The organism is Nannocystis pusilla (assembly GCF_020073745.1).
Lineage (GTDB): Bacteria > Myxococcota_A > Polyangia > Nannocystales > Nannocystaceae > Nannocystis > Nannocystis radixulma.
Map to the genome: position 1 here is coordinate 79,510 of NZ_JAIRAU010000032.1, position 22,394 is coordinate 101,903.

At 73.0% G+C, this 22,394-nt stretch carries 14 protein-coding genes and 1 tRNA gene; 8 read left to right on the forward strand and 7 right to left on the reverse strand.

What is annotated here, in order from left to right; translation table 11 throughout:
* Positions 1-30 precede the first annotated feature (30 nt).
* Both K7C98_RS25325 and K7C98_RS25330 read left to right on the forward strand, forming a co-directional pair.
* Positions 31-444, forward strand: a complete 414-nt coding sequence (locus tag K7C98_RS25325; protein WP_224194334.1) for a nuclear transport factor 2 family protein — start codon at positions 31-33, stop codon at positions 442-444.
* A gap of 150 nt (positions 445-594) precedes the next feature.
* Positions 595-3,600, forward strand: coding sequence for a M16 family metallopeptidase (locus K7C98_RS25330; RefSeq protein ID WP_224194335.1), 3,006 nt, complete (start codon positions 595-597; stop codon positions 3,598-3,600).
* Positions 3,601-3,818: 218 nt separating this feature from the next.
* On the opposite strand, the gene K7C98_RS25335 is transcribed toward K7C98_RS25330, so the two are convergent.
* On the reverse strand, positions 3,819-6,365 hold the full coding sequence (locus K7C98_RS25335) for a hypothetical protein (RefSeq protein WP_224194336.1): 2,547 nt from the start codon (positions 6,363-6,365) through the stop codon (positions 3,819-3,821).
* Positions 6,366-6,548: 183 nt separating this feature from the next.
* Here K7C98_RS25335 and K7C98_RS25340 point away from each other — a divergent pair, with 183 nt between their 5' ends.
* Positions 6,549-9,542: an outer membrane protein assembly factor gene (locus tag K7C98_RS25340; RefSeq protein ID WP_224194337.1), complete on the forward strand. Its 2,994-nt coding sequence runs from the start codon at positions 6,549-6,551 to the stop codon at positions 9,540-9,542.
* Between the two features lie 178 nt (positions 9,543-9,720).
* Positions 9,721-10,635 carry a hypothetical protein gene (locus tag K7C98_RS25345; protein ID WP_224194338.1) on the forward strand — a complete coding sequence of 305 codons (915 nt, stop codon included), beginning with the start codon at positions 9,721-9,723 and terminating at the stop codon, positions 10,633-10,635.
* 89 nt (positions 10,636-10,724) lie between these two features.
* Here the strand turns inward: K7C98_RS25345 and K7C98_RS25350 are convergent, their stop codons facing one another.
* Together K7C98_RS25350 and K7C98_RS25355 are read right to left on the reverse strand one after the other, a co-directional pair.
* Complete coding sequence (locus tag K7C98_RS25350) at positions 10,725-12,425, reverse strand: hypothetical protein (protein WP_224194339.1); 1,701 nt, start codon at positions 12,423-12,425, stop codon at positions 10,725-10,727.
* A 228-nt stretch (positions 12,426-12,653) separates the two neighbouring features.
* Entirely contained in the window at positions 12,654-14,369 is a 1,716-nt protein-coding gene (locus K7C98_RS25355) for a hypothetical protein (RefSeq protein WP_224194340.1), read from the reverse strand.
* A gap of 538 nt (positions 14,370-14,907) precedes the next feature.
* On the opposite strand from K7C98_RS25355, the gene K7C98_RS25360 reads away from it, so the two are divergent.
* From K7C98_RS25360 to K7C98_RS25370, 3 genes are all read left to right on the forward strand, one after another.
* On the forward strand, positions 14,908-16,341 hold the full coding sequence (locus K7C98_RS25360; protein ID WP_224194341.1) for a hypothetical protein: 1,434 nt from the start codon (positions 14,908-14,910) through the stop codon (positions 16,339-16,341).
* Between the two features lie 2 nt (positions 16,342-16,343).
* A complete protein-coding gene (locus tag K7C98_RS25365) occupies positions 16,344-17,636 on the forward strand; it encodes a cytochrome c3 family protein (RefSeq protein WP_224194342.1) in 1,293 nt (430 codons plus the stop codon).
* Positions 17,637-18,073: 437 nt separating this feature from the next.
* Positions 18,074-18,799: a methyltransferase domain-containing protein gene (locus tag K7C98_RS25370; RefSeq protein ID WP_224194343.1), complete on the forward strand. Its 726-nt coding sequence runs from the start codon at positions 18,074-18,076 to the stop codon at positions 18,797-18,799.
* Positions 18,800-18,856: 57 nt separating this feature from the next.
* On the opposite strand, the gene K7C98_RS25375 is transcribed toward K7C98_RS25370, so the two are convergent.
* Both K7C98_RS25375 and K7C98_RS25380 read right to left on the reverse strand, forming a co-directional pair.
* A complete protein-coding gene (locus K7C98_RS25375) occupies positions 18,857-19,531 on the reverse strand; it encodes a metallophosphoesterase family protein (protein ID WP_224194344.1) in 675 nt (224 codons plus the stop codon).
* A gap of 109 nt (positions 19,532-19,640) precedes the next feature.
* Positions 19,641-20,963 carry a hypothetical protein gene (locus K7C98_RS25380; RefSeq protein ID WP_224194345.1) on the reverse strand — a complete coding sequence of 441 codons (1,323 nt, stop codon included), beginning with the start codon at positions 20,961-20,963 and terminating at the stop codon, positions 19,641-19,643.
* Here K7C98_RS25380 and K7C98_RS25385 point away from each other — a divergent pair.
* On the forward strand, positions 20,923-21,111 hold the full coding sequence (locus tag K7C98_RS25385) for a hypothetical protein (protein ID WP_224194346.1): 189 nt from the start codon (positions 20,923-20,925) through the stop codon (positions 21,109-21,111). The two genes, K7C98_RS25380 and K7C98_RS25385, sit on opposite strands and share 41 nt — an antisense overlap.
* 265 nt (positions 21,112-21,376) lie before the next feature.
* Here the strand turns inward: K7C98_RS25385 and K7C98_RS25390 are convergent, their stop codons facing one another.
* Positions 21,377-21,931, reverse strand: coding sequence for a hypothetical protein (locus K7C98_RS25390; RefSeq protein WP_224194347.1), 555 nt, complete (start codon positions 21,929-21,931; stop codon positions 21,377-21,379).
* A 340-nt stretch (positions 21,932-22,271) separates the two neighbouring features.
* Positions 22,272-22,348 (reverse strand) — tRNA-Ser (locus tag K7C98_RS25395).
* Positions 22,349-22,394 lie beyond the last annotated feature (46 nt).

Sequence of the window (22,394 nt, forward strand, 5' to 3'; positions counted from 1 at the left end):
CGGCGGCCGCGGCTGCTATATCTGCCGAGGATGAGCGACGCGCTGCTGGCGGCCAATCGCCGCTTCTACGAGGCCTTCTCTCGCGCCGATCTGGGCGCGATGGACGACGTGTGGGCCCGCGTGGTGCCGGTGACCTGCGTGCATCCGGGGTGGACCCCGCTGGTCGAGCGCGAGGAGATCATGGAGAGCTGGCAGGCGATCCTCGCCGGTTCGGCGCCGCGAGAGATCGAGTACGGGGCGGCCGAGGCGTTCCCCGGCGAGGACATGGGCTACGTCATCTGTGCCCAGACGATCGGCGACACCGAGCTCGTGGCCACCAACATCTTCGTGCGCGAGGACGGCGAGTGGAAGATGGTGCATCACCACGCCGGCCCGGTGGTGCGTCGCCGCGGCGCTCGGCCGCCCTCGGGGCCGATCGGTACTTCGGGACAGATGCCGAACTGACCGGGGCTCCCGGATGCGTGGGTGCCTGCGCGGTCGCAGGCGTGATCGACGTCTCGCCGGTGCGCGGGGTCGAACCCTGTTCGTGCGCGACGAAGCGGAAATGACAGCGATGGCTGCGGCGTAAAATCCGACCTCCCCCGGATCGCCTCGATGTCCACGTCTGTCTCGCGCCTGTTCGGCGCCTTCGTCCTCAGCGCGGTCGCGTGCAAGACCGCCGCGAACGCCCCCTCGACGCCGCCCGCCGCCGCGAGCGGGACGGCCCCTGCGGGCGACCGCGACGCCGTCCTCGCCGCCTCCGATCTGCCGCCGACGCACGCGGCGTTGCCCGACGATCCGCTGGCGGTCTCGGTGCACCGGCTCTCGAACGGGCTCACCGTGTACATCAGCACCGATCGGCAGAAGCCGCGCTTCGACGCGTGGATCGCCGTGCGCGCGGGCAGCCGCCATGACCCCGCGGCCTCGACCGGGCTGGCGCACTACCTCGAGCACATGCTGTTCAAGGGCACCGACGAGCTCGGCACGCTCGATCACGCCGCCGAGGCGCCGCACCTGGCCCGCATCGGGGAGCTGTACCGCGAGCTGCGGGCCACCCAGGACCCCGAGCAGCGCCGCAAGATCTTCGCCGAGCTCGACCTCGCCAACCAGAAGGTCGCGGTCTCGGCGATCCCCAACGAGTTCGACCGCGTCTACGCCGAGCTCGGGATCGCCGACCTCAACGCGTTCACCTCGTTCGACCAGACGGTGTACGTCGCCGACGTGCCGAGCAACCGGATCGACGCGTGGGCCGAGGTCGAGGGCGAGCGCTTCAGCGACCCGGTGTTCCGCCTGTTCTTCACGGAGATGGAGGCGGTCTACGAGGAGAAGAACCTGTCGCTCGACAACCCGTGGGTGCGGACGTTCTACGCGACCACGAAGAACCTGTTCCCGCGCCACCCGTACGGCACGCAGACGACGATCGGCGAGATCGAGCACCTGAAGGTGCCTGCCTATCAGGACATGGTCGATTACTTCGATCGCTGGTACGTGCCGAACAACATGGCGGTGGTGCTGGCCGGCGACATCGACGCCGCGACGGCGCTGCCGCGGCTCGAGGCGACGCTCGGCAAGATCGAGCCGAAGCCGCTGGAGGCGCCGTATCCGGGCTCGCTGGCGCCGATCGGCGCGCGCGTGCAGACCGAGGTGGTCGCCGAGGGCGAGCAGGAGGTGATGCTGGCGTGGCAGACGGCGTCGGCGGCCGACGCCGACGAGCCGGCGCTGACGGTGATGGACTGGCTGATGGACAACAGCACCAGCGGCCTGCTCAACATCGAGCTCGAGCTGAGCCAGAAGGTGCCGTCGGCCTCGTCGTCGCGGCTGTCGCTGCGCGAGGCCGGGTGGTTCAGCGTGCGCGCGCAGCTGCGCGACGGCCAGACGCACGCCGAGGTCGAGGCGCTGCTGCTCGCGGTGGTCGAGAAGCTGAAGCGCGGCGAGTTCACGCCGGCCGACGTGGCGGCGATCGTGCTCAACCAGGAGATCGCGGACAAGCGGGCGCGCGAGAGCAACGACTTCCGCGCGAACAAGATGACCGACGCGTTCATCAACCACCAGCCGTGGGCCGACGTGGTCGCCCGCGACCGCAAGATCCGCGCGGTCACCCGCGAGGACGTGATCCGGGTGGCCAACAAGTACCTCGGGGCCAACTACAGCGCGGTCCACCGCCGCGCGGGCAAGCCGGAGGTGGCCAAGATCGACAAGCCGTCGATGACGCCGGTCGAGCTGCACACCGAGCGGCGCAGCCGGTTCGCCGACGCGCTGCTCGAGCGGCCGGCGCAGCAGCTCGAGCCGGAGTGGCTGGTCGAGGGGACGCACTACGCGCGCGGCGAGCTGGCGGGCGGGCCGCTGGTCGCGGTCTCGAACGGGCGCAACGACCTGTTCTCGCTGACGTACCGGTTCGAGCGCGGGCACAAGCGCGACCGCCTGCTGTGCTACGCGCTCGACGTGGTCGAGCAGTCGGGCGCCGGCGAGCTGACGGCGGAGGCGCTGAAGAAGCAGCTGTTCGCGCTCGGCACCAGCGTCAGCTTCTCGTGCGACGCGCAGGAGAGCGAGATCACCGTCGAGGGCGTCGACGCGACGATGGAGCAGAGCCTGGCGCTGGTCGAACGCTGGCTGCGCGAGGTGAAGATCGACAAGGCGGTCCTGCGCGGGATCGCCGACAACGTGATCAGCACGCGGCGCGACGCGATGGAGGACCCCGACGAGCTCGCCGGGGCGCTGGCCGACTACGCCATCCACGGCAAGGACAGCGAGTTCCTGCACGCGCCGACCAACGCGCAGATCGCCGCCGCCAAGCCGGAGGCGCTGACGAAGCTGGCGCGCGAGTTCCTCGACTACCAGCACAAGACGTTCTACTTCGGCCCGCGCTCGGCGTCCGACGCGGCCAAGGTGATCGGGCTCGGCAAGGGCCATCGCAAGCTGCCGTTGCGCTCGCCGGTGGCCTACCGCAAGGTGCCGAAGCCGACGCTCTACTTCACCCACCGCGACGTCGCCAAGTCGACGATCGCCGTGGCGCTGCCGTCGCCGGCGCTGAACCGCGAGCAGCGGCCGGCGGCGCGGCTGCTGAGCGAGTACCTCGGCACCGGCATGAACACGCTGCTGTTCCAGGAGATGCGCGAGTCGCGAGGGCTGGTCTACTACGCCTGGGGCGTGCTGCTGGCCGGGCGGCGGCCGTCCGACGCGTGGGCGCTGCGCGGCGGGCTGGGCACGCAGTCGGACAAGACCTCGGAGGCGCTCAAGGTGTTCTTCGAGCTGCTGGGGCGCCCGCTCGACGCGGTGCGGCTCGGCTCGACGCGGGCCGCGATCGAGCAGGAGTACCGCAGCAGCCGGGTCGACCCGCGCGCGAGCGGCATGCTGGTGCACGCGTGGGACGAGCTGGGCGAGAAGACCGACCCGCGGCCGTGGGTGTGGCAGACGATCGGCGGGATGACGCTGGAGCAGCTGCAGGGCTTCGCCGCGGGCTTCGCCGCGGTGCCGCCGATCGTCGGCCTGGTCGGCAACCGCGAGCGCGTCGACCTCGAGGCGCTGAAGGAGATCGCCGACGTCGTCGAGGTGGCCCCGGCGGCGCTGTTCTCGTACGGGAGCTTCCCCAGGGGGCAGGCGGCGACGGTGGCGGCCCGCTGAGCAACATGCTCGAGGAGACATGCCCGTCGGGGCATGTCTCAGCGGGCATGTCTCATCAGGCATGTCCTCGTGGACATGTGAGATGGGCGGCGCGACTCGTGACGGGGCGCCGAACGCCGCGCTCGCGGAACGAGCGGAGAGCGGCGGGTCGCGCGCTAGCGAACACGCGCCGCTCGGTCGGGGCGGCGCGTGCAGGTGGAGCGCGGCTCAGGCGGCGATCACAGCGCGGTGCAGTGACCCTCGAAGCAGCCCTGGCCGGCGTCGCAGTCGGCATGCTCGGCGCACTCGACCCCGGCGGAGCACAGGCCGAACACGCAGATCTGGCCAGTTTCGCAGTCCTTGTTCTTCTGGCACATCATCGGCGCGAAGCAGGCGCCGAACAGGCAGAACTCGTTGGGGTCGCAGTCGGCGTTGAGCGTGCACTCGGGCGCGCCGGTGCACACGCCGGCCTCGCAGGCCTGGCCGGGGGCGCAGTGGTCGTCGATCTGGCAGGCGCCGATGAACGCGCAGTCGCCGGCCAGGCACACCTCGTCGATGGCGCAGTCCTCGTTGGCGACGCACTCGGGCGGCGGGGGATCGACGCACTGCTGGTTGGCGTCGCAGACCTGGGGGATCGGGCAGTCGTCGTCGTCGATGCACTGCGGCGGCGGCGGGTCGACGCACTGCTGCAGGGCGTCGCAGACCTGCGGCGGGGTGCAGTCGGCGTCGGTGACGCACTGGGGCGGCGGAGGATCGACGCACTGCTGGTTGGCGTCGCAGATCTGGGGGATCGGGCAGTCGTCGTTGTCGATGCACTGCGGCGGCGGACCGTCGACGCACTGCTGGTCGGCGTCGCAGATCTGGCCGACGGGGCAGTCGTCGTCGTCGATGCACTGCGGCGGGGGCGGGTCGACGCACTGCTGGTTGGCGTTGCAGATCTGCGGCGGCGTGCAGTCGCTGTCGTCGGCGCACGGCGGCGGCGGGGGATCGACGCACTGCTGGTTGGCGTCACAGACCTGCGGCGGCGGGCAGTCGTCGTTGTCGGTGCACTGCGGCGGCGGGGGATCGACGCACTGCTGCTGGGCGTCGCAGATCTGGGGGATCGGGCAGTCGTCGTCGTCGATGCACTGCGGGGGCGGCGGGTCGACGCACTGCTGGTTGGCGTCGCAGATCTGGGGGACCGGGCAGTCGTCGTTGTCGATGCACTGCGGGGGCGGCGGGTCGACGCACTGCTGGTTGGCGTCGCAGATCTGCGGCGGGGTGCAGTCGGCGTTGGTGACGCACTGGGGCGGCGGAGGATCGACGCACTGCTGGTTGGCGTCGCAGATCTGGGGGACCGGGCAGTCGTCGTTGTCGATGCACTGCGGGGGCGGGGGATCGACGCACTGCTGGAGGGCGTCGCAGATCTGCGGCGGGGTGCAGTCGGCGTTGGTGACGCACTGGGGCGGCGGAGGATCGACGCACTGCTGGTTGGCGTCGCAGATCTGAGGGATCGGGCAGTCGTCGTTGTCGATGCACTGCGGCGGCGGCGGCAGCTCGCACATCTTGGTCTGCTGGTTGCAGATCTGGCCCGGAGGGCAGTCCTGGTCGGCGTTGCAGATCGGCGGCGGCGGCAGCTGGCAGTCACCGTCGACGCACAGCTCGCCGGGCGCGCAGTCGATGTCGTCGACGCACTCGGGCGGGAAGAAGCAGACGCCGTTGACGCACAGCTCGCCCGGGGGGCAGTCGCCGTCGGTCATGCACAGCTGGCCGGGGATGCACACGCCGCCCTGGCACTGCTGTCCCGCGGGACAGTCGAGGTCGTTGTTGCAGCCGGCGATCGGCACGCAGGCGCCGTTTTCGCACTGGGTGCCGGGCGGGCAGTCGGGGTCGTCCTGGCACGCCGGGCCGGGGACGCACTCGAAGTCGACGCACTGCTCGCCGGGGTCGCAGTCGGTGTTGTCGAAGCAGAACTGGGCCTGGCAGAAGCCGTTCTCGCAGGTCTGGTTCGGCGGGCACTGGTCGTCGGTGGTGCACTCGCCCTGGACGCACGAGCCCTCGACGCAGACCTCGCCGAACGGGCAGTCGAAGTCGCTGAAGCACTCGGGCTGGCAGAAGCCGTCGATGCACTGCTGGCCGAACGGGCACTCGAAGTCGTTCTCGCACTCGCAGAAGTCGCAGCCGATCGGGACGCACTGGCCGTCGAGGCACTGCTCGTTGAACGGACACTCGAAGTCGAACTCGCACTCGCCGGTGGTCTGGCACAGGCCGTCGACGCACACCTGGCCTTCGGGACACTCGAAGTCGTCGATGCACGGCGGCGGGTCGACCGGGACGCAGCCGCCGTTGCCGTCGCACTCGGTGCCCGCGGGGCAGGGCGGGCAGCCGGGATCGGGGCCCTGGCACACGCCGGTGTTCTCGCCGCTCGGGATGACGCAGACCTGGCCGGGCGGGCACTCGAGGTTGTCGTCGCACACCTGCGGGGCGACGCACTCGTAGTTGAGGCACTTCTCGCCGTCGGGGCAGTCGCCGTCGACGATGCACTCGCCGCCGACCTCGACGCAGACGCCGTCGTTGAGACACGCGTAGCCGGGGCCGCAGTCGGCGTCGCTGGCACAGGGGCCGAGATAGTCGGTGCGGCCGCAGCCGACAGCCACCAGAAGCCCGAGCGTGAAGCCGCGGATCCAGTCGCCGGCGGGCAGAATTCCGGCGATCGCGGGCGGCGCTGCGGGGCGCTGCGGGCGGTCCGGCGATGCGGTCGAACCAGCCGCGCGCGCGACGCGGAACCATCGAGGAAGCAAAGTCATGACGTAAGCTCCGGCGGGACCCCGCCTCGATGACTGTAGAGCCCGTCCGGCCTCCCGGGCAAGCTCGTGGCGGGAAACGGGGGGCAAACCCGCGCCGGAGACCGGGTGAGCGGCGAGCCCTGGTGCGGTGGGGAGAGGTCGGGCAATCTGAAGACGGCGGTGCCTGGCCCCAGAAGAGCGCGGTTGTCCAGTGGGCTGCTCGCGCCGTGGCTGGTCGGGCTCGCGGTCGCGACGGCCGCCCCGGCCGCGGACGCCCACCCCTGGGCCCTGCGGACGCACGCCGTTCCCGACGCGTCAGCCCCGGAGGCGCGGACCGGACCGCCGTCGGACCCGGAGGCGCCGAGCGCCGACGAACTGGAGGTCGCGGCGGTCGACGTGCGCCTGGAGGTGGTCCGCGGCGGGGAGCAATTGCCGGGCGGCAAGCGCGTGCCACGGTCGGGCGGGGCGGTCGTCGGCCGGGCGACCTACAAGCTGAGCCGGCCGGCCCGCGCCGGCGAGACGCTGCTGCTGCTCAACTTCGCCGAGGCGCTGGAGCGCGAGCCGAGCCAGCTCGACGAGGTGGCGATCGGCACGTACCTCGACGGCCCGTTCCGCCGCGGCCGGCTCGACGTGCGCGAGCCCACCGGCGCGGCCGCGGTCCGCCGGGTCGGGTCGCGCCGCGACGTCGAGGTTAGCCTGTCCGAAGGGACAGACAAGGTGACGCTCGAGTACACGGTCGAGGTGCCGCGCCGCTACTGGCCGTTCGGCTGCTCGCGCCGCCGCTGCAGCCTCAGCGGGGCGGTGGCGCCGCTGCCGAGCGTGCCGGCCCGCGGCGGCTCGCGGGTGCACGCGGACGCGCGGGTGGTCGCGCCGGCGCGCTGGACGGTCGACGCGCGGTTCGCCGCGGTCCCGACATGGTCGCCGGGACATGTCCCGACAGACAGCGAGGCGAAGGCGCTGGGGCGCGACGAGCTGGTGGTCGCGACCTCGGCGGTCGGCGCGGCGGAGGTGGCCTACCCGGAGGTGTTCTGGGGTCCGCGGTGGAAGCGGGCCCGCGAGACGCACCGCGGGGTGCAGATCGAGGTCCTGCACATGTACTGGCGCCCGGGCGATCAGGTGCCCGACGAGCGCAAGCTGCAGCTGTACCGCGACATCCCGGGGCACGCGCTGCGGATCGCCCGCGAGGCGATCGACGTCGGCACGATCGCGGGGCTCGAGCTGCCGCCGGACAGCAAGCTGCTGGTGGTGCAGGGGCCGCTGCGCGCCGAGGTCGCCCAGGCGCACCCGGCGGCGGTGCTGCTCAGCGACCAGTTCCTGCAGGTGTCGCCGGGGCGGCGGTTCCAGGGCTTACACCTGGCGCCGGCGGCCCGGGCGACGCTCGACGCGATCATGTACGGGGCGTACGTCGGCCGGCACGACCCGTCGACCGACCTGTGGCTGTACGACGCGACCGCGACCGCGCTGCTCGACGTCTGGCGGGCCCGGCGCGACCAGGGCGACGAGTTCGCCAGCGACATCCTGCGCCGGATCACGTTCGTGCCGATGGTCGACAACTTCCTGTACACCGGCCAGGCGACGTTCGCCCAGAGCTACTTCCGCGGCAGCGAGGACGTGCTGCCGCTGCGCCTGCACCCGCTGTACTTCTCGCACCCGCTGCCGACCGGGCGCCGGATCCACGAGAAGATGGTCGATCTGCTGACGCCGGCCCAGCGCGAGGTGTTCTACGAGAAGATGGCCCGCGAGCCCGCCGCCGACCCGGTGGTCGCCGCCGAGGCGGCCTACGGGCGCTCGCTCGGGTGGTTCTTCGACCAGTGGCTGGGGCCGTACCCCGCGGTCGACTATTCGGTGGAGAAGATCGACAGCGCGCCGCTGCCCGACGGCCGCTGGCGCCACGCGATCACGATCCGCCGCGCCGGCGAGCGCCCGGCGGTCGAGCCGGTCCAGGTGCTGGCGACCGAGCGCGGCGGGCAGCGGCACTATCTGGTGTGGAACGGCTCGCCCGAGTCGGGGACCAACATCGAGGTGTCCCCGGGGACAGGTTCTGTCGACCACGTGTTCACGCTCGAGACGCAGCACCGGCTGCGCTCGGTGATGATCGACCCGCGCGCGCGCCTGCAGGAGGAGCCGCAGGGCCGCCGGCGCAACGTCGATCCGCTGTACAACAACCGCTCGCCGGCGAGCTTCCGCTTCGTCTATACCGGGTTCGGCTTCGAGGTGTCGGCGTCGGAGTTCCTGGCCGGGAAGACGCCCGCGACCCGCTTGCAGGCGGTGTCGGGGCGGGTGCTGTTCGAGATGAGCCGGCGCCGCGACCTGCGCTCGATCGGGCACCTGCAGCTCCACCGCGACCGCGAGTCGGCGGCGGCCGTCGGCGGCGGCGCGAGCTTCTGGTTCGGCGAGAAGGTCAACCGCCGGCGCCGGCGCGCCCGGGTGCGCCTCTTCAGCGAGGTCCACTCGCTGACGCCCCTCGGCCTCGACCAGAGCTCCGCGGTGAGGTTCGCGCAGTCGCTGTCGATCATCGACGACACGCGCAAGTTCAGCCTGTGGCCCGATCGCGGCCACCGGCTGGCGTTCGGGCTGTACGCGGCGGAGACGATCCGGACCGGCCTGCCGGCGCCCGACCATCGCCACAGCCTGACGCTGTCGGGCTCGTGGGTGCACATCTGGCCGCTGGCGCACCAGCACACGCTGGCCAGCCGCCTCGAGATGACGGTGATGGTGCCGCTGGCCGGGCGGCCGGAGTTCCGCAGCCTGGTCCGCGCGGGCGGGGTCGACGGCCTCGGCGCCTACGGCGGCAACGAGCTGTTCGGCCGCGGCGTGGCGCTGGCGCAGCTCGAGTACCGCCACATGTTCTGGTCGAACTTCAACATCAACCTGGTGCACCTGTTCTGGCTGCGCGGGATCGGCGGCACGCTGTTCACCGGGGTGGCCTCGGTGTCGTCGTGCGACACGCTGCGCGGGTGGTTCGGCCGCGAGACCTGGTACGGCCAGGTCGGCTACGGCGTGACCGCGTTCCTGCAGCTGCTCGGGGTGACGCCGCAGTTCGTCCGCTTCGACGTGGCCGTCCCGCTGGCCCGCCGCCACACGACCTGCCTCGACGAGTCGCTGCCCGACTACCTCGGCCAGATCCAGGACCTGGCGCCGGGCGAGTACCAGCTGCCGCGGGTCGGGGTCAACTTGACGTTCCTGCAGCCGTTCTGAGCGGGCATGCCTCAAGGGGCATGTGCCAAGGGGCATGGCCCTTCGAGTATGCTCGAAGGGCCATGTATGAAGAAGCATGCGCACGAGCGAGCACGGAGCCGGGACCGGCGGCCCGGAGCGTCCACGGGCGGTGCGCGGCGCGGGTGTCGCTGGAGCGCCGCTGCGGTACGATGCGCGGGTGAGGTCGATCCGCTTTCGCTGCCCTCGCTGCGACGTCCCGCTCACGCCGAGGCTGCAGGCGCTCGAGCTGGCGGAGGCGCTGTGCCTGCAGGCGGACCAGACCTGGCTCCTGCCGGCGGGCTGGTTCGTGCGCCGCGACGATCCGATGCTCGCGGGCTCGTACCAGGCGCAGGTGCTGCCGGACTACCCGTGGCTGCTCGCGCCGCTGCCGAGCCGGTGGGTGAAGCTGCACCCCGATCCGGCGCGCGTCGTCGGGTGCTGCGGGCTCAACTGGAGGCCCGACGCACCGAACCTGGTGTGTCGGTGCGGGCACGAGATCGGGTTCGGCCACGGCGACTGCATCGGTCCGCACTGGTACTCGCTGCACGCGTCGGCCGTGCGCGAGGAGGCGGTCCGCGAGGCGCGGCCGCCGGACTACGCGGGGCGCCTGGCGCGGGCGCGCGAGCTGGTGGCCGCGCCGATCACGAGCCCGCCGCACCAGCCGGGCCGGTGCCTCGTGATGGCTGACGAGGTGCCGAGCTGGGATCAGGCGCTCCACCTGGCCGAGCTGGAGCTGGCGTGCGGCGGCGGGATCGACGACCCGGCGCTGGTGATCGCGTCGCCGCAGCTGCCCGCGGACGCGCGCCTGGTGGTGCGGATCCCGTGGTGCCAGCTGGTGCGGCAGCTGGTGCTCGCGGAGAAGCCGTGGGCCGAGAACGAGCTGCCGCTGGCGTGGAAGAGCCCGCGCAAGGACGCGCCGCAGGTGGAGCTGTCGCGGCACCGGCGGCGGGTGCTGATGACGGTGTGGGGGCCGGGCGGGTCGGAGTGGGCGGTGACGATGAGCCTGAGCACGTGGGCGGACGCGTGGGCCCGGCTGCGCGGGGCCGACGGCGAGAGCGACGAGCTGGACGAGGCGGACGAGCCCTGTCCGTGACGCGCGGCGACGCTGATGCTCATTGAGACATGTCGGCTACGACATGTCCGAGAGCACAGGATCGCATGGGCATGCCCGTAGGAGCAGGTTCACGGGCAGGTCAGATCGAGGGTCGCCGGCACGGGGTCGGTCACGTGGGCGAGCACGTCGACGGCCTCCTCGAGGTCGAGGAGGGGGCTGCAGCGGAGCTCGAAGACCCCGCCGACGCGGGTCAGCGCGCCCGCGGAGCCGCCGAGGCCGGTGATGTCGGCGAGGGCGGGGTTGTCGCGGAGGAGCAGGCTGCCGTCGACGGTGTGCAGCGCGGCGAAGGCGTCGAGGGCGGTGAGGCCCGGGTGGCAGGCGATCGCCAGAGTGCCGCCGACGTGCTCGAGCGCGGACAGGCCGGTCAGGGTCTGCAGGCCGCCGTTGCCGCCGGGATCGTCGGGAGCGGCGCAGGCGGCGTCGTCGTGCGGGCGCCGGCGGCCGATCAGGAGGTCGCCGCCGACGCGGCGCAGCGGCTCGAGGCCCGAGAGGTCGCGCAGGCGGCGGTTGAGCAGCACGGTGAGGCCGCCGGGGAGGACGTCGAGCCCGGCGGGGAAGCCGGTCAGCCGCTCGAGGCCGGCGTTGTCGGCGACGAGGAGGCTGGTGCCCTGCGGATCGGCGCCGAGGCGCAGGCCGGGGGGCAGGCCGGTGAGGTCGACGAGGGCGTGGTCGCCGGCGATCTCGAGCGCGCCCTCGATGCGCTCGAGGTGCTCGAACAAGCCGGACAGGTCGATGAGCTCGTGGTTGCCGCGGAGCCGCACGCTGCCCGCGAGGGTGGTGATGTCGGCGGGCAGGCCCGCGAGATCGAGGAGGCCGGCGTTGGCGTCGATCCGCAGGCTGTCGCGGGTGTCGGGATCGACGCCGAGCTGCAGCCGCGCGGGCAAGCCGGCGAGGTCGACGAGGCCGTCGAGGGCCCGGAGCTCGAGCGCGCCGGCGATCCGCAGCCCCTCGGGCAGGCCGGACAGGTCGCGCAGCGCGGGGTTGTCGGCGATCTCGAGGCCGCCGCCGATCGCGGTGAGCGCGGCGGGGAAGCCGGCGAGGCGCTCGAGCTCGTCGTTGTCGCGGATCGCCACGGAGCCGCCGACGTGGGTCAGGTTCGGCGGCAGGCCCTCGAGGTCGCGCAGGCGGTCGTTGGCGGCGACGACGAGGCCGCCCGCGCCGACGTCGGCGAGGTCCGGCGGCAGGCCGGCGAGGCTGACGAGGGCGGGGTTGTGGGCGATCCGCAGGCCGCGGACGCGGGTGAGGTCCGGCGGCAGCGCGTCCAGGCTGGTGAGGCGATCGTTGCCGACGATCTCGAGGTCGCCGGGCAGCTCGGTGCCGGCGCGCGGGAGGCCGGCGAGGTCGAGCAGGGCGTCGTTGTCCTCGATGAGGATGCTGTGGTCGTCGGCGGTGACGCCGAGCTGGGCGCCGGGCGGGAGGCCGGCGAGGCTGGCCAGCTTCGGGTTGCGGGCGACGACGATGCCGCCGCCGATCGCCCGCAGGTGCTCGAGGCCGTGGAGGTCGAGCAGCTCGGGGTTGTCGCTGATCTCGACCGACCGCTTGACCCCGCACACGCACGGCAGCGAGAGCCGCCGGATCGAGGTCTCGCGCACGACGAGCGCGTCGACCTCGACGCCGAGGGTGTACTCCTCGCAGTAGCCCTGCATCGTCGCCCCCGCGCCGTCGCCCGCGAGCTCGAGCGCGCCGGCCTCGACCGCGTCGACGCAGGCGAACGCCGGCTCGCAGGCGCAGGCGGCCCAGACGACGGCGAGGAGGCGCGCGCGGGTCATGAGGCCTCGAGCGGGCGGAGATGGCGCGAGGGACATGTCCGTGAGGACATGGCGAATGAGACCTGGTGTGAGGGGCAGGTCCTGGGGGACAGGCGAGGCGACCCCCGCGGACAGGCGCGCGGCGCGGCGATCTCGGCGACCTGGCGCAGGAGACAGGTGCCTGCGCGGGGGAGCGCGAGGGCCGGCGTCTGGCGCGTGGGACAGGTCGTGAGGGACATGCGAGGCAGCTCAGCTGGGGTGCACGCGGACGGCGAAGGTGACGCCGGCCTGCTGCTCGCGCAGGCGGAAGCCGCGGGCCTCGTCCTCGATGCAGGTCTTGAAGGCGGCCAGGCGCGGGGCCGGGACCTTGGTCTTCGGCGGGTTGGGCGCGACGCCGGCCAGGCGGCCCTCCTCGAAGCGGAGCTCGACGTCGATCGCCTCGCCGGGCCGCAGCGGGGTCTCGAGCTCGGGCAGGCAGCGGACGAACCCGAGGGCGAGCGCCTCGGCGCGCTTCTGGTCGCCCTCGGGCAGGAGCGGCGAGGACGGGGCGCCGGGCGGCGGGGCCGGCAGCACCAGGCCGGCGCTGGCTGTCCGCGAGAACAGGTTCGTGCGGACATCCAGCTTGCGCCGCTCGGCGGCGACCGCCTTGTCCGCCAGCTCGGCGGGCGGCGGGGCGGCGGCCGGGGTCCAGGCGACGACGTCGAAGCGGCGCTGCGGGCCGCCGACGAGCGCGCGCAGGAGGTCCTGCAGCTGCTGGTAGAGCACGTCGTCGCCGAGGGTGAGGGTGACCATGCGCTCGCGCGGGTAGGCGCGATCGAGGCGGGCGAGCTCGGCCTCGAGGTCGCCCGGGCCGGGCAGCAGGTCGAGCCAGCCGCCGTCGACGGCGATCCGCGGGCCGCGGCCGCCGAGGTGGATCCGGACGCGCGCGCGCGCGATCGCCTGCGCGGCCGGGCCCTGGTCGCTCGGGCGCACGACCTCGAGCGGGAGCGCGGCGATGATATCGCCTGTCCCTTCGGTCAGCCTTGGCTCGCGCACGGCCGACTCGACGCGGGCGACGCGGGCGTCGAGCAGGGTGCGGAGGATCGAGTTGAGGGCGGGCGAGGGGAGGAGCGGCGGGGCGACCAGCAGCACGGCGCCGCGGCCGTCGCGGGCCAGGGCGGCCTCGACGGCGCGCACCAGCTCGGGCGAGCCGCGGGTGCCGCGGCGGGCGCCCGGGCGGCCGAGGTCGATCGTGACGTCTTCGCCGGCGATGCCGACGACGGGGGCGAGGCTGTCCTTGCGGCCAGTCCCGGCGGGCACGCGCTGGACGTCCCACGCGCTGTCGCGGGCGGCCGGGAGGGCGGTGAGGACGGTGTCCTGAAGGACAGCATCGTCGCGGTCGCGGCGGGTCAGCGCGGCGCGCCAGCGTGGCAGGGCGGCCAGGGCCTCGCGCTCGGCCGCGAGCAGGCCCCACAGCTCGGCCGGCGGCGGCCACGGGGCCTGGGCGTGGACGGCCCGGTCGTCGAGCCAGCCGGCGAGGCTGTCCTCGCGGACATACAGGCTGTGGACCGCGACCTCGAGCCGGCGCTCCGGGGCGGCCGCGGCGGCGCCGACGAGGCTGCCGCGGACGTGGTCGTACAGGCGCCAGCGCGCGTTGTCGGCCGCGCGCGGGTGGCCGTCCTCGGCGATGTTGCGGTAGGCGGCGACGCGCACCGAGAGGTCCTCGCTGCCGGCGATGAGGCCGAGATCGGCGGACAGCAGGGTGATCGCGCCGGCGAGGAAGCCGCGCGCGTCGTCGTCGAGGTCGGTGCGGAGATCGAGGGCCAGCGCCTCGGTGAGCAGCCGCGTCTCGGCCTCGCGGGTCGCGTCGGGCCCGCGACCCATCGCGGCGCCGCCGAGCGCGGTCCACATGGCCTCGCGCGCGCCCTCGTCGCCGGTGAAGCGCGCGGCGTCGAGGAGGTCGAGCAGGCGATCGAGGCGGGCCACCGCGGCCCGCGAGGACCGGCTCGCCGCCGGGATCTCGGCCGGTTGCAGCGGATCGACGTCGATCCAAGCGACCGGGCCGGTGTCGCTCGGCGGGGCGGTGCTCTGCGGGCGGCAGGCGATCAGCGCGGCGGCGAGGCCGAGGCCGAGGCGGGCGGCGCGCCGCGACGGGGACGCTACTGCTGCAGCGACGCGCGGGGCGACGCAGGACGGAGTCGTCGCCTGTTCTGCGTCGGCGCGCGCGGCGGCGCCGGCAGGTCCGAGGGCGGAGGGGTCCGAAGCGGCGAAGCGCGATGCGGGCGATGCCGCGGGCGCTGGCCGATCGCCTGCGGAGCGATGGACGGGCGCGGCGGACCTGGGTCGAGAGAGGCGGGAGCGCGGCACGGGTGGCCCCTGAGGCGAGGAGGTGGCGACGGCGATCGGCCGAGACCGAGGGCCGGCGGATGGCTTAGCATACGAGCGATTGCCGCGGGCAGGGGGAAGGATCGCGCACAGCGTCGCCGGCGCGCCGCGCCTGCGCGCGCGAGTCGTCCCGCTCGCGTTGACGACGGCGATCGCGGCGGCGCCCGACCTGGCAGCCGCGACCGAGGTGCGCGCGGTCGCCCGCACGCTCGGCGAGGGGTATATGGTCCAAGTGCCAGGTCCCGAAGGACAGCTGCTGTCGCGGCGCCGGCTGGTCCAGTACGTCAACCTCGGGGTCTACGAGCTGCTGCCGCCGAAGGCGGCCGACGAGCGGCGGCGGGCGTGGGAGGACGGGCAGCTGCGGATCGTGACGTCGATGCGGCTGCGCCACGACTTCGGCAGCTACGTGCGCCCCGGCGACGACACGGCGGCGCGCCTGGTCGGCTCGATCGACGGGCGCCAGATCGACGTGATGTTCGCGTACCTCGAGGGCGAGAACCTCGGCAACCGCGTCGACTTCAAGCTCGGGCGCCAGTTCGAGTTCAGCGGCCTCGATTGGTACGCGTTCGACGGCGCGTGGACGCGGGTACGGATCCCCGCCCACCTCGCGCTCGAGGCGTTCGGCGGCCTGCAGGTCGACGGCACCGCGGTGTTCGGCCTGCCGACGTTCGAGCTCGACGGCACCCAGGGCACGGCGGCCGATCGCGCGTTCTCGCCCATGGTCGGCGCGGGCGTGTCGCTGTGGGGGCTCAAGTGGATCGACGCGCGCGTGGCCTACCGGCGCACGTTCACGCCCGCGGCGATCAACCGCAAGATCGTCGACGACGACGCCAGCCTCGGCCTGCCCGCGGGGGTCGATCAGGAGGTCGTGAGCGCCAGCTTCGCCGGCAACTTCGCCGGCGGGCGGGTCAGCCCCTACGGCGCGCTGCGCATGAACCTCGGGACAGGTCGCCTCGACGACGTGACCGCGGGGCTGCAGCTGGCGTTCACGCCGCAGCACCTGCTGCGCGCGCTGTACATCCGCACGCTGCCGGTCTTCGACCTCGACTCGATCTTCAACGTGTTCGCGCTGACGCCGTTCGAGGACGGGCGGCTGGTGTTCGAGGTCCGGCCGCGGCCGCGGATCACGCTGCAGGCGCGCGGGCAGCTGCGGTTCTTCCGCAGCGAGACGACGGCGGCGCTGGCCTCGGCGCCGGCGAAGACGCTGCAGCTCGGGGCCGGCGGCGGGGCCTCGGCGGCCTACCGCGGGCGCCGCTTCTCCGGCCGCTTCGACGGGTTCGGGCTCGGCGGCGAGGGCGGCACGCGGGCCGGCGGCAGCCTCGACACGCGGACGATGGTGTGGTGGGACCGGCTGGCGCTCGACGCCCGCATCTACGGCGTCTACTACCGCGACGAGGCCACGGCGGCGCGGCGCGGCTACAGCGTGGCGCTGCAGCTCGGCATCAACGCCCAGCTGTGGCGCGGCATCCACCTCGCGGTGCTCGGCGAGGAGATGTTCACGACCTTCTATTCGCAGGCCTTCCGGCTGTTCGGCGCGCTGACGGCCGACTGGTCGTTTCGGGTGCGGAGGTGACGATGACGCGGCACACGAACACGGCGCGGCGAGACGGGCGAGGGCGGCAGGCGCTCGCGGGGCTCAGCACCCTGAGCATCCTGATCGTCTTGATCATGGGGATGGCCTTCGGGACAGGTCTTTACGTGCAGGCCGGCGGCGGGCTGACGAGCGGCAACATCCCGGCGACCGCCCCGGTGACGCACGGGCCGATGCGCGGCGGCAGCCCGGTGTACCCCGAGCAGGACATCCCGCTGCGCTTCAACCACGGGCAGCACCTCGGGCTCGGGCTGGCGTGCGCGCGCTGCCACACGAAGATCGGCGACAGCGACAAGGCGGCCGACTTCAACTTCCCGACCGGGGCGGTGTGCGACAGCTGCCACGGGCCGCAGCACCCGCGGCCGGCGACCGAGCCGGCCAACTGCGGGCTGTGCCACACGCGCCTGTCGGCCGGGCGCGTGACGGCGACGCTGCGCGCGCCCAAGGCCAACCTCAACTTCTCGCACAAGAAGCACCTGACGGCCGGCGCCAACTGTCAGTCGTGCCACGGCGACATGTCGAAGGTGCGGATGGCGACGGTGCTGCAGCTGCCGAGCGAGGCGTCGTGCCTGACGTGCCACGACGGCGTCAAGGCGTCGAGCAGGTGCGCCACCTGCCACCCGTCCGACACCAACGGCAAGCTGGCGACCCGCAGCTTCAGCGACCGGGTCATGCCCGCGCTGGTGCCCCGCGGCAAGAGCTCGTGGGGCGCGGCGCACGACCTCGCGTTCGTCGAGGACCACCGCGGGATCGCCAAGGCCAACCCGAGCCTGTGCGCGCAGTGCCACGACGAGACGTTCTGCACCGACTGCCACGCGGGCGCGGTCCGGCCGATGCGGATCCACGCGGCCGACTACATGACGACGCACGCGCTCGACGCCCGCGCGAGCACCCAGGACTGCCAGTCCTGCCACCGCATGCAGACCGACTGCCTGGCCTGCCACCAGCGGCTCGGCATGGGCGGCGGGCCCGACAGCAAGTTCGGCGTCGGCTCGTCGCTGCGGTTCCACCCGATCGGCTGGGAGGGCCCGCCCGACTCGCCGCAGAGCCACGCGTTCGCGGCCCAGCGCAACATCGCCACCTGCGCCAGCTGCCACACCGAGGACAGCTGCCTGGCCTGCCACGCGACCACCGGGGCGGCCAGGCCGGGCCTGAACGTCAGCCCGCACGGGCCCGGCTTCGCGGCGTCGATGCGCTGCTCGGCCCTGGCGGCCCGCAACCACCGCGTGTGCCTCAAGTGCCACGAGCCCGGCGACCCGCGCAACGAGTGCCTGTGACGCCCCGGGGCATGTGACGAGGGACATGTCCTTCAGCGCATGGCCCTCGCGGCATGTCGGATCGGGCATGGTCTTGGCGCCATGCCCGATCGTTCACAGCGCGACCGGCGGCAGGGCGTCCGGCCGTGGTGGTCGGCGCGGCGGTGGTCGTCGTGTCGGAGGCGCGCGGACGAGCCCCGGGAGTGGGTGTCGTATGGACTTCAAGACATGTCTCGATGGACATGTGTTTGATCGGTCGCGCCGGCGCGCCGGGGTCCGGGGACATGCGCCCGGCGCGAAGGCGCCGGGCGGGCAAGCGTCCCGGCGCCGCCGCTCGTCCGCTCGACTCGGCCAGCAGGCGCGGCCGCTTCGACGTCGCCGCGTCACACTCGCCGGCCGGCGACTCGCCTCATGCTGACGCGGCCGACCGCGGTCGTCGGCGAAGCAGGAGAGCCGCCATGAACGACCTGGAGACCCGCTCCGACCCGTACGCCTTCCCCTGGCGACGGCTGCGCGACGAGGCGATCGCGGCGGAGCTGCGCGACACGCTGGCCCACGACGGCCGCACCGCGGGGATCGTGCTCGACGTGACGGTGCGCGGCGGCGTGGCGCACGTGGCCGGCGAGGTCGACTCGGAGGCCCAGCGGCGGCTCCTCCGCGACCTGCTGCGCCGTCAGGCGGGTCTGTTCGCGGTGTGGGATCGAATCGGGCTGGCAGGCCAGCGGCTGGAGGTGCTGGACATCGGCTGCGGCGCCACCAAGCAGGTGCCGGGGGCGATCGGTCTCGACTGCGAGGCCGGCCCGGGGGTCGACTGCGTGGCCGACCTCGAGGCGCGCCTGCCGTTCGCCGACGATCGCTTCGACCACGTGTTCGCCGTGCACGTGCTCGAGCACATCCGCGACCTGGTGGGGCTGATGCGCGAGCTCCACCGGATCTTGCGCCCCGCCGGGGTGCTGCACGTGCTGTCGCCCCACTGGCGCTTCGTCAACGCGGTGGCGGACCCGACCCACGTCCGCTTCCTCGACGTGCAGACGATGAAGTACTTCTGCGGCGTCAAGCCCGGGGTGCCGCCGTGGCGCCCGCTGTCGACCGGAGCGGCGGAGGACAACATCTTCGCCGACCTGCAGCCGGTCAAGGACGACCCGCCGGCCAGCGGCGACGAGCTGGCGCGGTGGTTCACGTAGACCCGGGCATCGACATGGGCCTGAGGGCATGTCCTCAAGGACATGTCCTGCGAGGCGTCAGGCGGCGGGCAGCGGGGTGACCTCGGCCGGCTCGACCGCGAGCGAGTCGTCGGGCCGCTCGACGAGGTCGAAGTAGGCGACGTGCCCCTGCTCGAGGTCGACGACGGCGAAGCCGCTGTCATAGTCGGAGTGGAGGGTGCCGGGGTTGATGAAGACCAGCGGCGAGCCGGCCGGCCTGGCGAACGCGCGGACCATGCGCTGGTGGGTGTGCCCGCCGGCGGCCAGCGGCAGCGAGCGATCGGCGAGCAGGTCGGCGAGGGCGAGGTTCGCCTCGAGGTCGTAGCCGCTGTGGTGCGGGCGCAGGCGGACCATGTCGTCGGGGCCGACGCCGTGGCCGAGCAGGAGGTCGCCGCGCGCGGTGGCGAGGCGCCGCGTCGGCGGCAGCGCGGCGAGGTAGGCGAGGGTCGCGGGCGCGAGGTCGACGGCCTGGTGCGCGTTCGTCAGGCCGCGCAGCTCGTCGCCGAGGAGCCAGCGATCGTGGTTGCCGCGCACGGCCAGCACGCGGTGGGCCGCCAGCAGGGCGCAGCAGCGGTCGAGGTCGCCGTGGCCGTCGCACAGATCGCCGACGGCGAGGACGGCGTCGATCGCCTGTCCCTTGAGCCATGTGAGTGCGAGGGCGAGGCGGCGATCCTCGGCGTGGATGTCGCCGAGGAGGGCGAAGCGACGGAGCACGGCCCGGCAGTATGCCACGCGGCGCCGGGCGCGAGCGCGCGTCGCGGCCGGCGCCGGGCGCGACGAACATGACTTTTCGGGCAGATGGGCGCCGGGCCGCGCCGCCGGCTCACTGCGGGTTGATCTGGGCGTTGAGCGCGGCGCCGGTCATGTCCGAGTAGGTGTAGGGGCCGACCAGGCCGGTGACGGTGAGCACGGTCTGGTAGGTGACGGGGTCGATCTTGAAGGCGACGTTGGCCGACATGTCGACGACCCACACGAAGCCCTCGATGTCGATGCTGACGCCCCACGGGTTCGAGCAGCCGGGGATCGGGATGTTGTTGTTGACGTAGGTCTTGCTGTCGGCGTCGATGTGGACGAGGCGGCACGGGCTGCTGCCGGCGCCCCACACGTTGCCGGCGCCGTCGGCCATCATGCCGTTGACGCGCGAGCCGCCGGCGTTGCCGATGTTGGACCAGGCCTGGGCCTGCATGTCGTAGAGGTAGACGCTGCTGTCGTTGCAGCCGCCGTTCCAGATGTTGCCGTTCTTGTCGAGGGTCATGCCGTACTTGCAGCCCTGCGGCACGCCGAAGTTGGTGACGGCGAGGGTCTCGGCGTCGATCATGATCGCCGGCTGGGTGCTGAGGCCGGTGACGAAGAAGTCGCCGTCGGCGTTGACGGCCCCGCCGTAGGGGCTGTAGCCGGGGCCCCAGTTGGGGAACAGCACGGTGTCGAGGGTGGCGCCGGTGGTGCCGTCGACGCGCTCGATGTGGGCGGTGTTCTGCGCGTCCATCCAGCCGAACCACAGCCGCGGCTGCGGGTACTGACAGGTGTCGGGGTCGGGCTTGGTGCCCTCCCAGGCGGTCGCGCGCGCGCCGTAGGTGTAGCCGGGCGAGGGCAGCGGCTTGCGCCACAGCACGCACTCGTCTGTCCCGAGAGGCAGGATGTCGTTCGGCCCGGTCGAGGTGTCGATCATGCCGTTGCCGTTGAGGTCGACGCAGTCGATCTTGCGCGCGGCGATCTTGGTGACGCCGCCGGGGTCGCGGCTCGAGACGGCGACGTCGCCGAGCAGGTTGACGCTGGTGCGCGACGGGCTGCCGCCCTCGACGTAGTAACGGCCCTCCTCGACGCCGGTGAAGGTGTTGATCTTGCTGACCGTGTTCTGGGTGCTGTTGGCGATCCAGATGTAGCTGAGCAGCTCGCCCACGCCCTCCTGCTCCTCGCAGGGGACCTTGGTGCAGGCGTTCGAGCAGGTGTCCTTGTCGATCACGTTGCCGTCGTCGCACTCCTCGCCCATCTCGAGCAGGCCGTTGCCGCACATCGCGACCTGCGGGTCGGTCGTGGTGCCGGTCGAGGTCTGCACGCCCTCGGTGGTGCTGGTGTCGGTGTTCGTGTCGGTGGGATCGCCGGTGGTGGTCGTCGTCGTGCCGGTCGGCGTGCCCGTGGTCGGCACACCCGTCATCGTCGCGCTGTTCGAGCCGCCGGTCTCGGTGTCGGTCGCGGACATCGACCCGCCCTCCGTCACGGTGCTCCCCATCGTCTGCGTCGAGGGGGTCCCCGTCATCGTGACGGTCGACGATTGGGTGGACTCACCGGTCTGATCGTCGCCGCACGCGAGCAGGGGAAGACAGAGCAGAGCGAGGAGTCGAGGCCGATGCGAAGTCATACCCGCCACTTTGGCGCCGTCGGCGGCGCGCCCACAAGCGGCGAATTCGCGCGCAGGAGTTCCCCCCGGGGCGAAGCCGCGCGAGTCGGCGGGGCTTCGGTCTCGGGCGACCTGTACGTTCAGTCGATTCGAGCGGCGGTGCGCCGCCCGGCGTGTCCTGCGGGACATGTCCCGTGGGACTGGCCGGGTCCGCGCCGGGCTCACGGCGTCGCGGGGGTGCCGAAGTCGACGGCGAACCACAGCAGGTGCGCGGCGCGGCCGCGGCCGCGCTTCCACATGGCTGGCCCGAGGTACAGGTCGGGCGCGACCTCGCGGATCTCGTCGCGGATCCGGGCGATGAACCAGGGGTTGCCGGGCTGCTCGTAGTCGAGGTAGACGCACGGCTGGCCGTCGAGCACCGATGGTTCGACGCGGGTGGTGAACGGGAACCACTCGAAGCGGCGGACGACGAGGTTGACGCGGTTGATGCCGCGGCCCTCGTCGGGGCTGTCGGCGAAGAAGCTCTTGCCGTCCCACGGGAACTTGGGGCTGCGGGCGAGGCTGCGCAGCAGGCGGCCGGCGGGGCCGTGCTCGAGGCCGCGGACGGCCAGCATGCGGCCCTTGGGTCGACCGGCGAGCGCGGTGAGATCGTCGGGCACGGAGCCGCGCGCATAGAGCCCGCGGAGGGCGTCGCTCGAGAGAGCGGCGAGACGATCGAGGGAGAGGATCCGCTCGGGGGTGGCGGCGCGCGAATCGGCTCGAGTGGCGGCGGTCATGCGGCTCTCGTCGGTGAGGGGGAGGGCGAACGAGCGATGGCACGGGCCATGCGAAGGCGCTCGCGAGGGACAGTAGGCGAGGTGCCTGGATCGGTCAATCACGCGCGCCGCTCGTGCGCCCGGAGCCGCCGCGCTGGTGCTCTTGGTCGGTGATGTGAATCTCGGCCGGCAGTCGCTGCGCTGGTGCACGCGGTCCCCGCGGGCTGGGGGCGACGGTCGAGGTCGCTGCAGGACGAGGGGTCGTCGCCGCAAGCACGCGAGCTGCCGCCGCACGGCCGCGAGTGCGGCCGCGCGAGCGAGCGAGCGAAAGAACTAGCGAGAGGCCGCCCGACCGCGGCGGTGGTGAACAATACGGGATTTGAACCCGCGACCCTTTGATCTCAAATCAAATGCCCTACCAGACTGGGCGAAGTGCTCGTGCCTCGGCCCACGTGGCGGCCTCTCGCCCGCGAGAGTAGCCTCG

What these genes read in the sequence shown, in the direction of transcription:
- K7C98_RS25325 (WP_224194334.1), top strand. Translation starts at nt 31, where the DNA reads ATGAGCGACGCGCTGCTGGCGGCCAATCGCCGCTTCTACGAGGCCTTC.
- K7C98_RS25330 (WP_224194335.1), top strand. Translation starts at nt 595, where the DNA reads ATGTCCACGTCTGTCTCGCGCCTGTTCGGCGCCTTCGTCCTCAGCGCG.
- K7C98_RS25335 (WP_224194336.1), bottom strand. Translation starts at nt 6,365, where the DNA reads ATGACTTTGCTTCCTCGATGGTTCCGCGTCGCGCGCGCGGCTGGTTCG.
- K7C98_RS25350 (WP_224194339.1), bottom strand. Translation starts at nt 12,425, where the DNA reads ATGACCCGCGCGCGCCTCCTCGCCGTCGTCTGGGCCGCCTGCGCCTGC.
- K7C98_RS25365 (WP_224194342.1), top strand. Translation starts at nt 16,344, where the DNA reads ATGACGCGGCACACGAACACGGCGCGGCGAGACGGGCGAGGGCGGCAG.
- K7C98_RS25370 (WP_224194343.1), top strand. Translation starts at nt 18,074, where the DNA reads ATGAACGACCTGGAGACCCGCTCCGACCCGTACGCCTTCCCCTGGCGA.
- K7C98_RS25390 (WP_224194347.1), bottom strand. Translation starts at nt 21,931, where the DNA reads ATGACCGCCGCCACTCGAGCCGATTCGCGCGCCGCCACCCCCGAGCGG.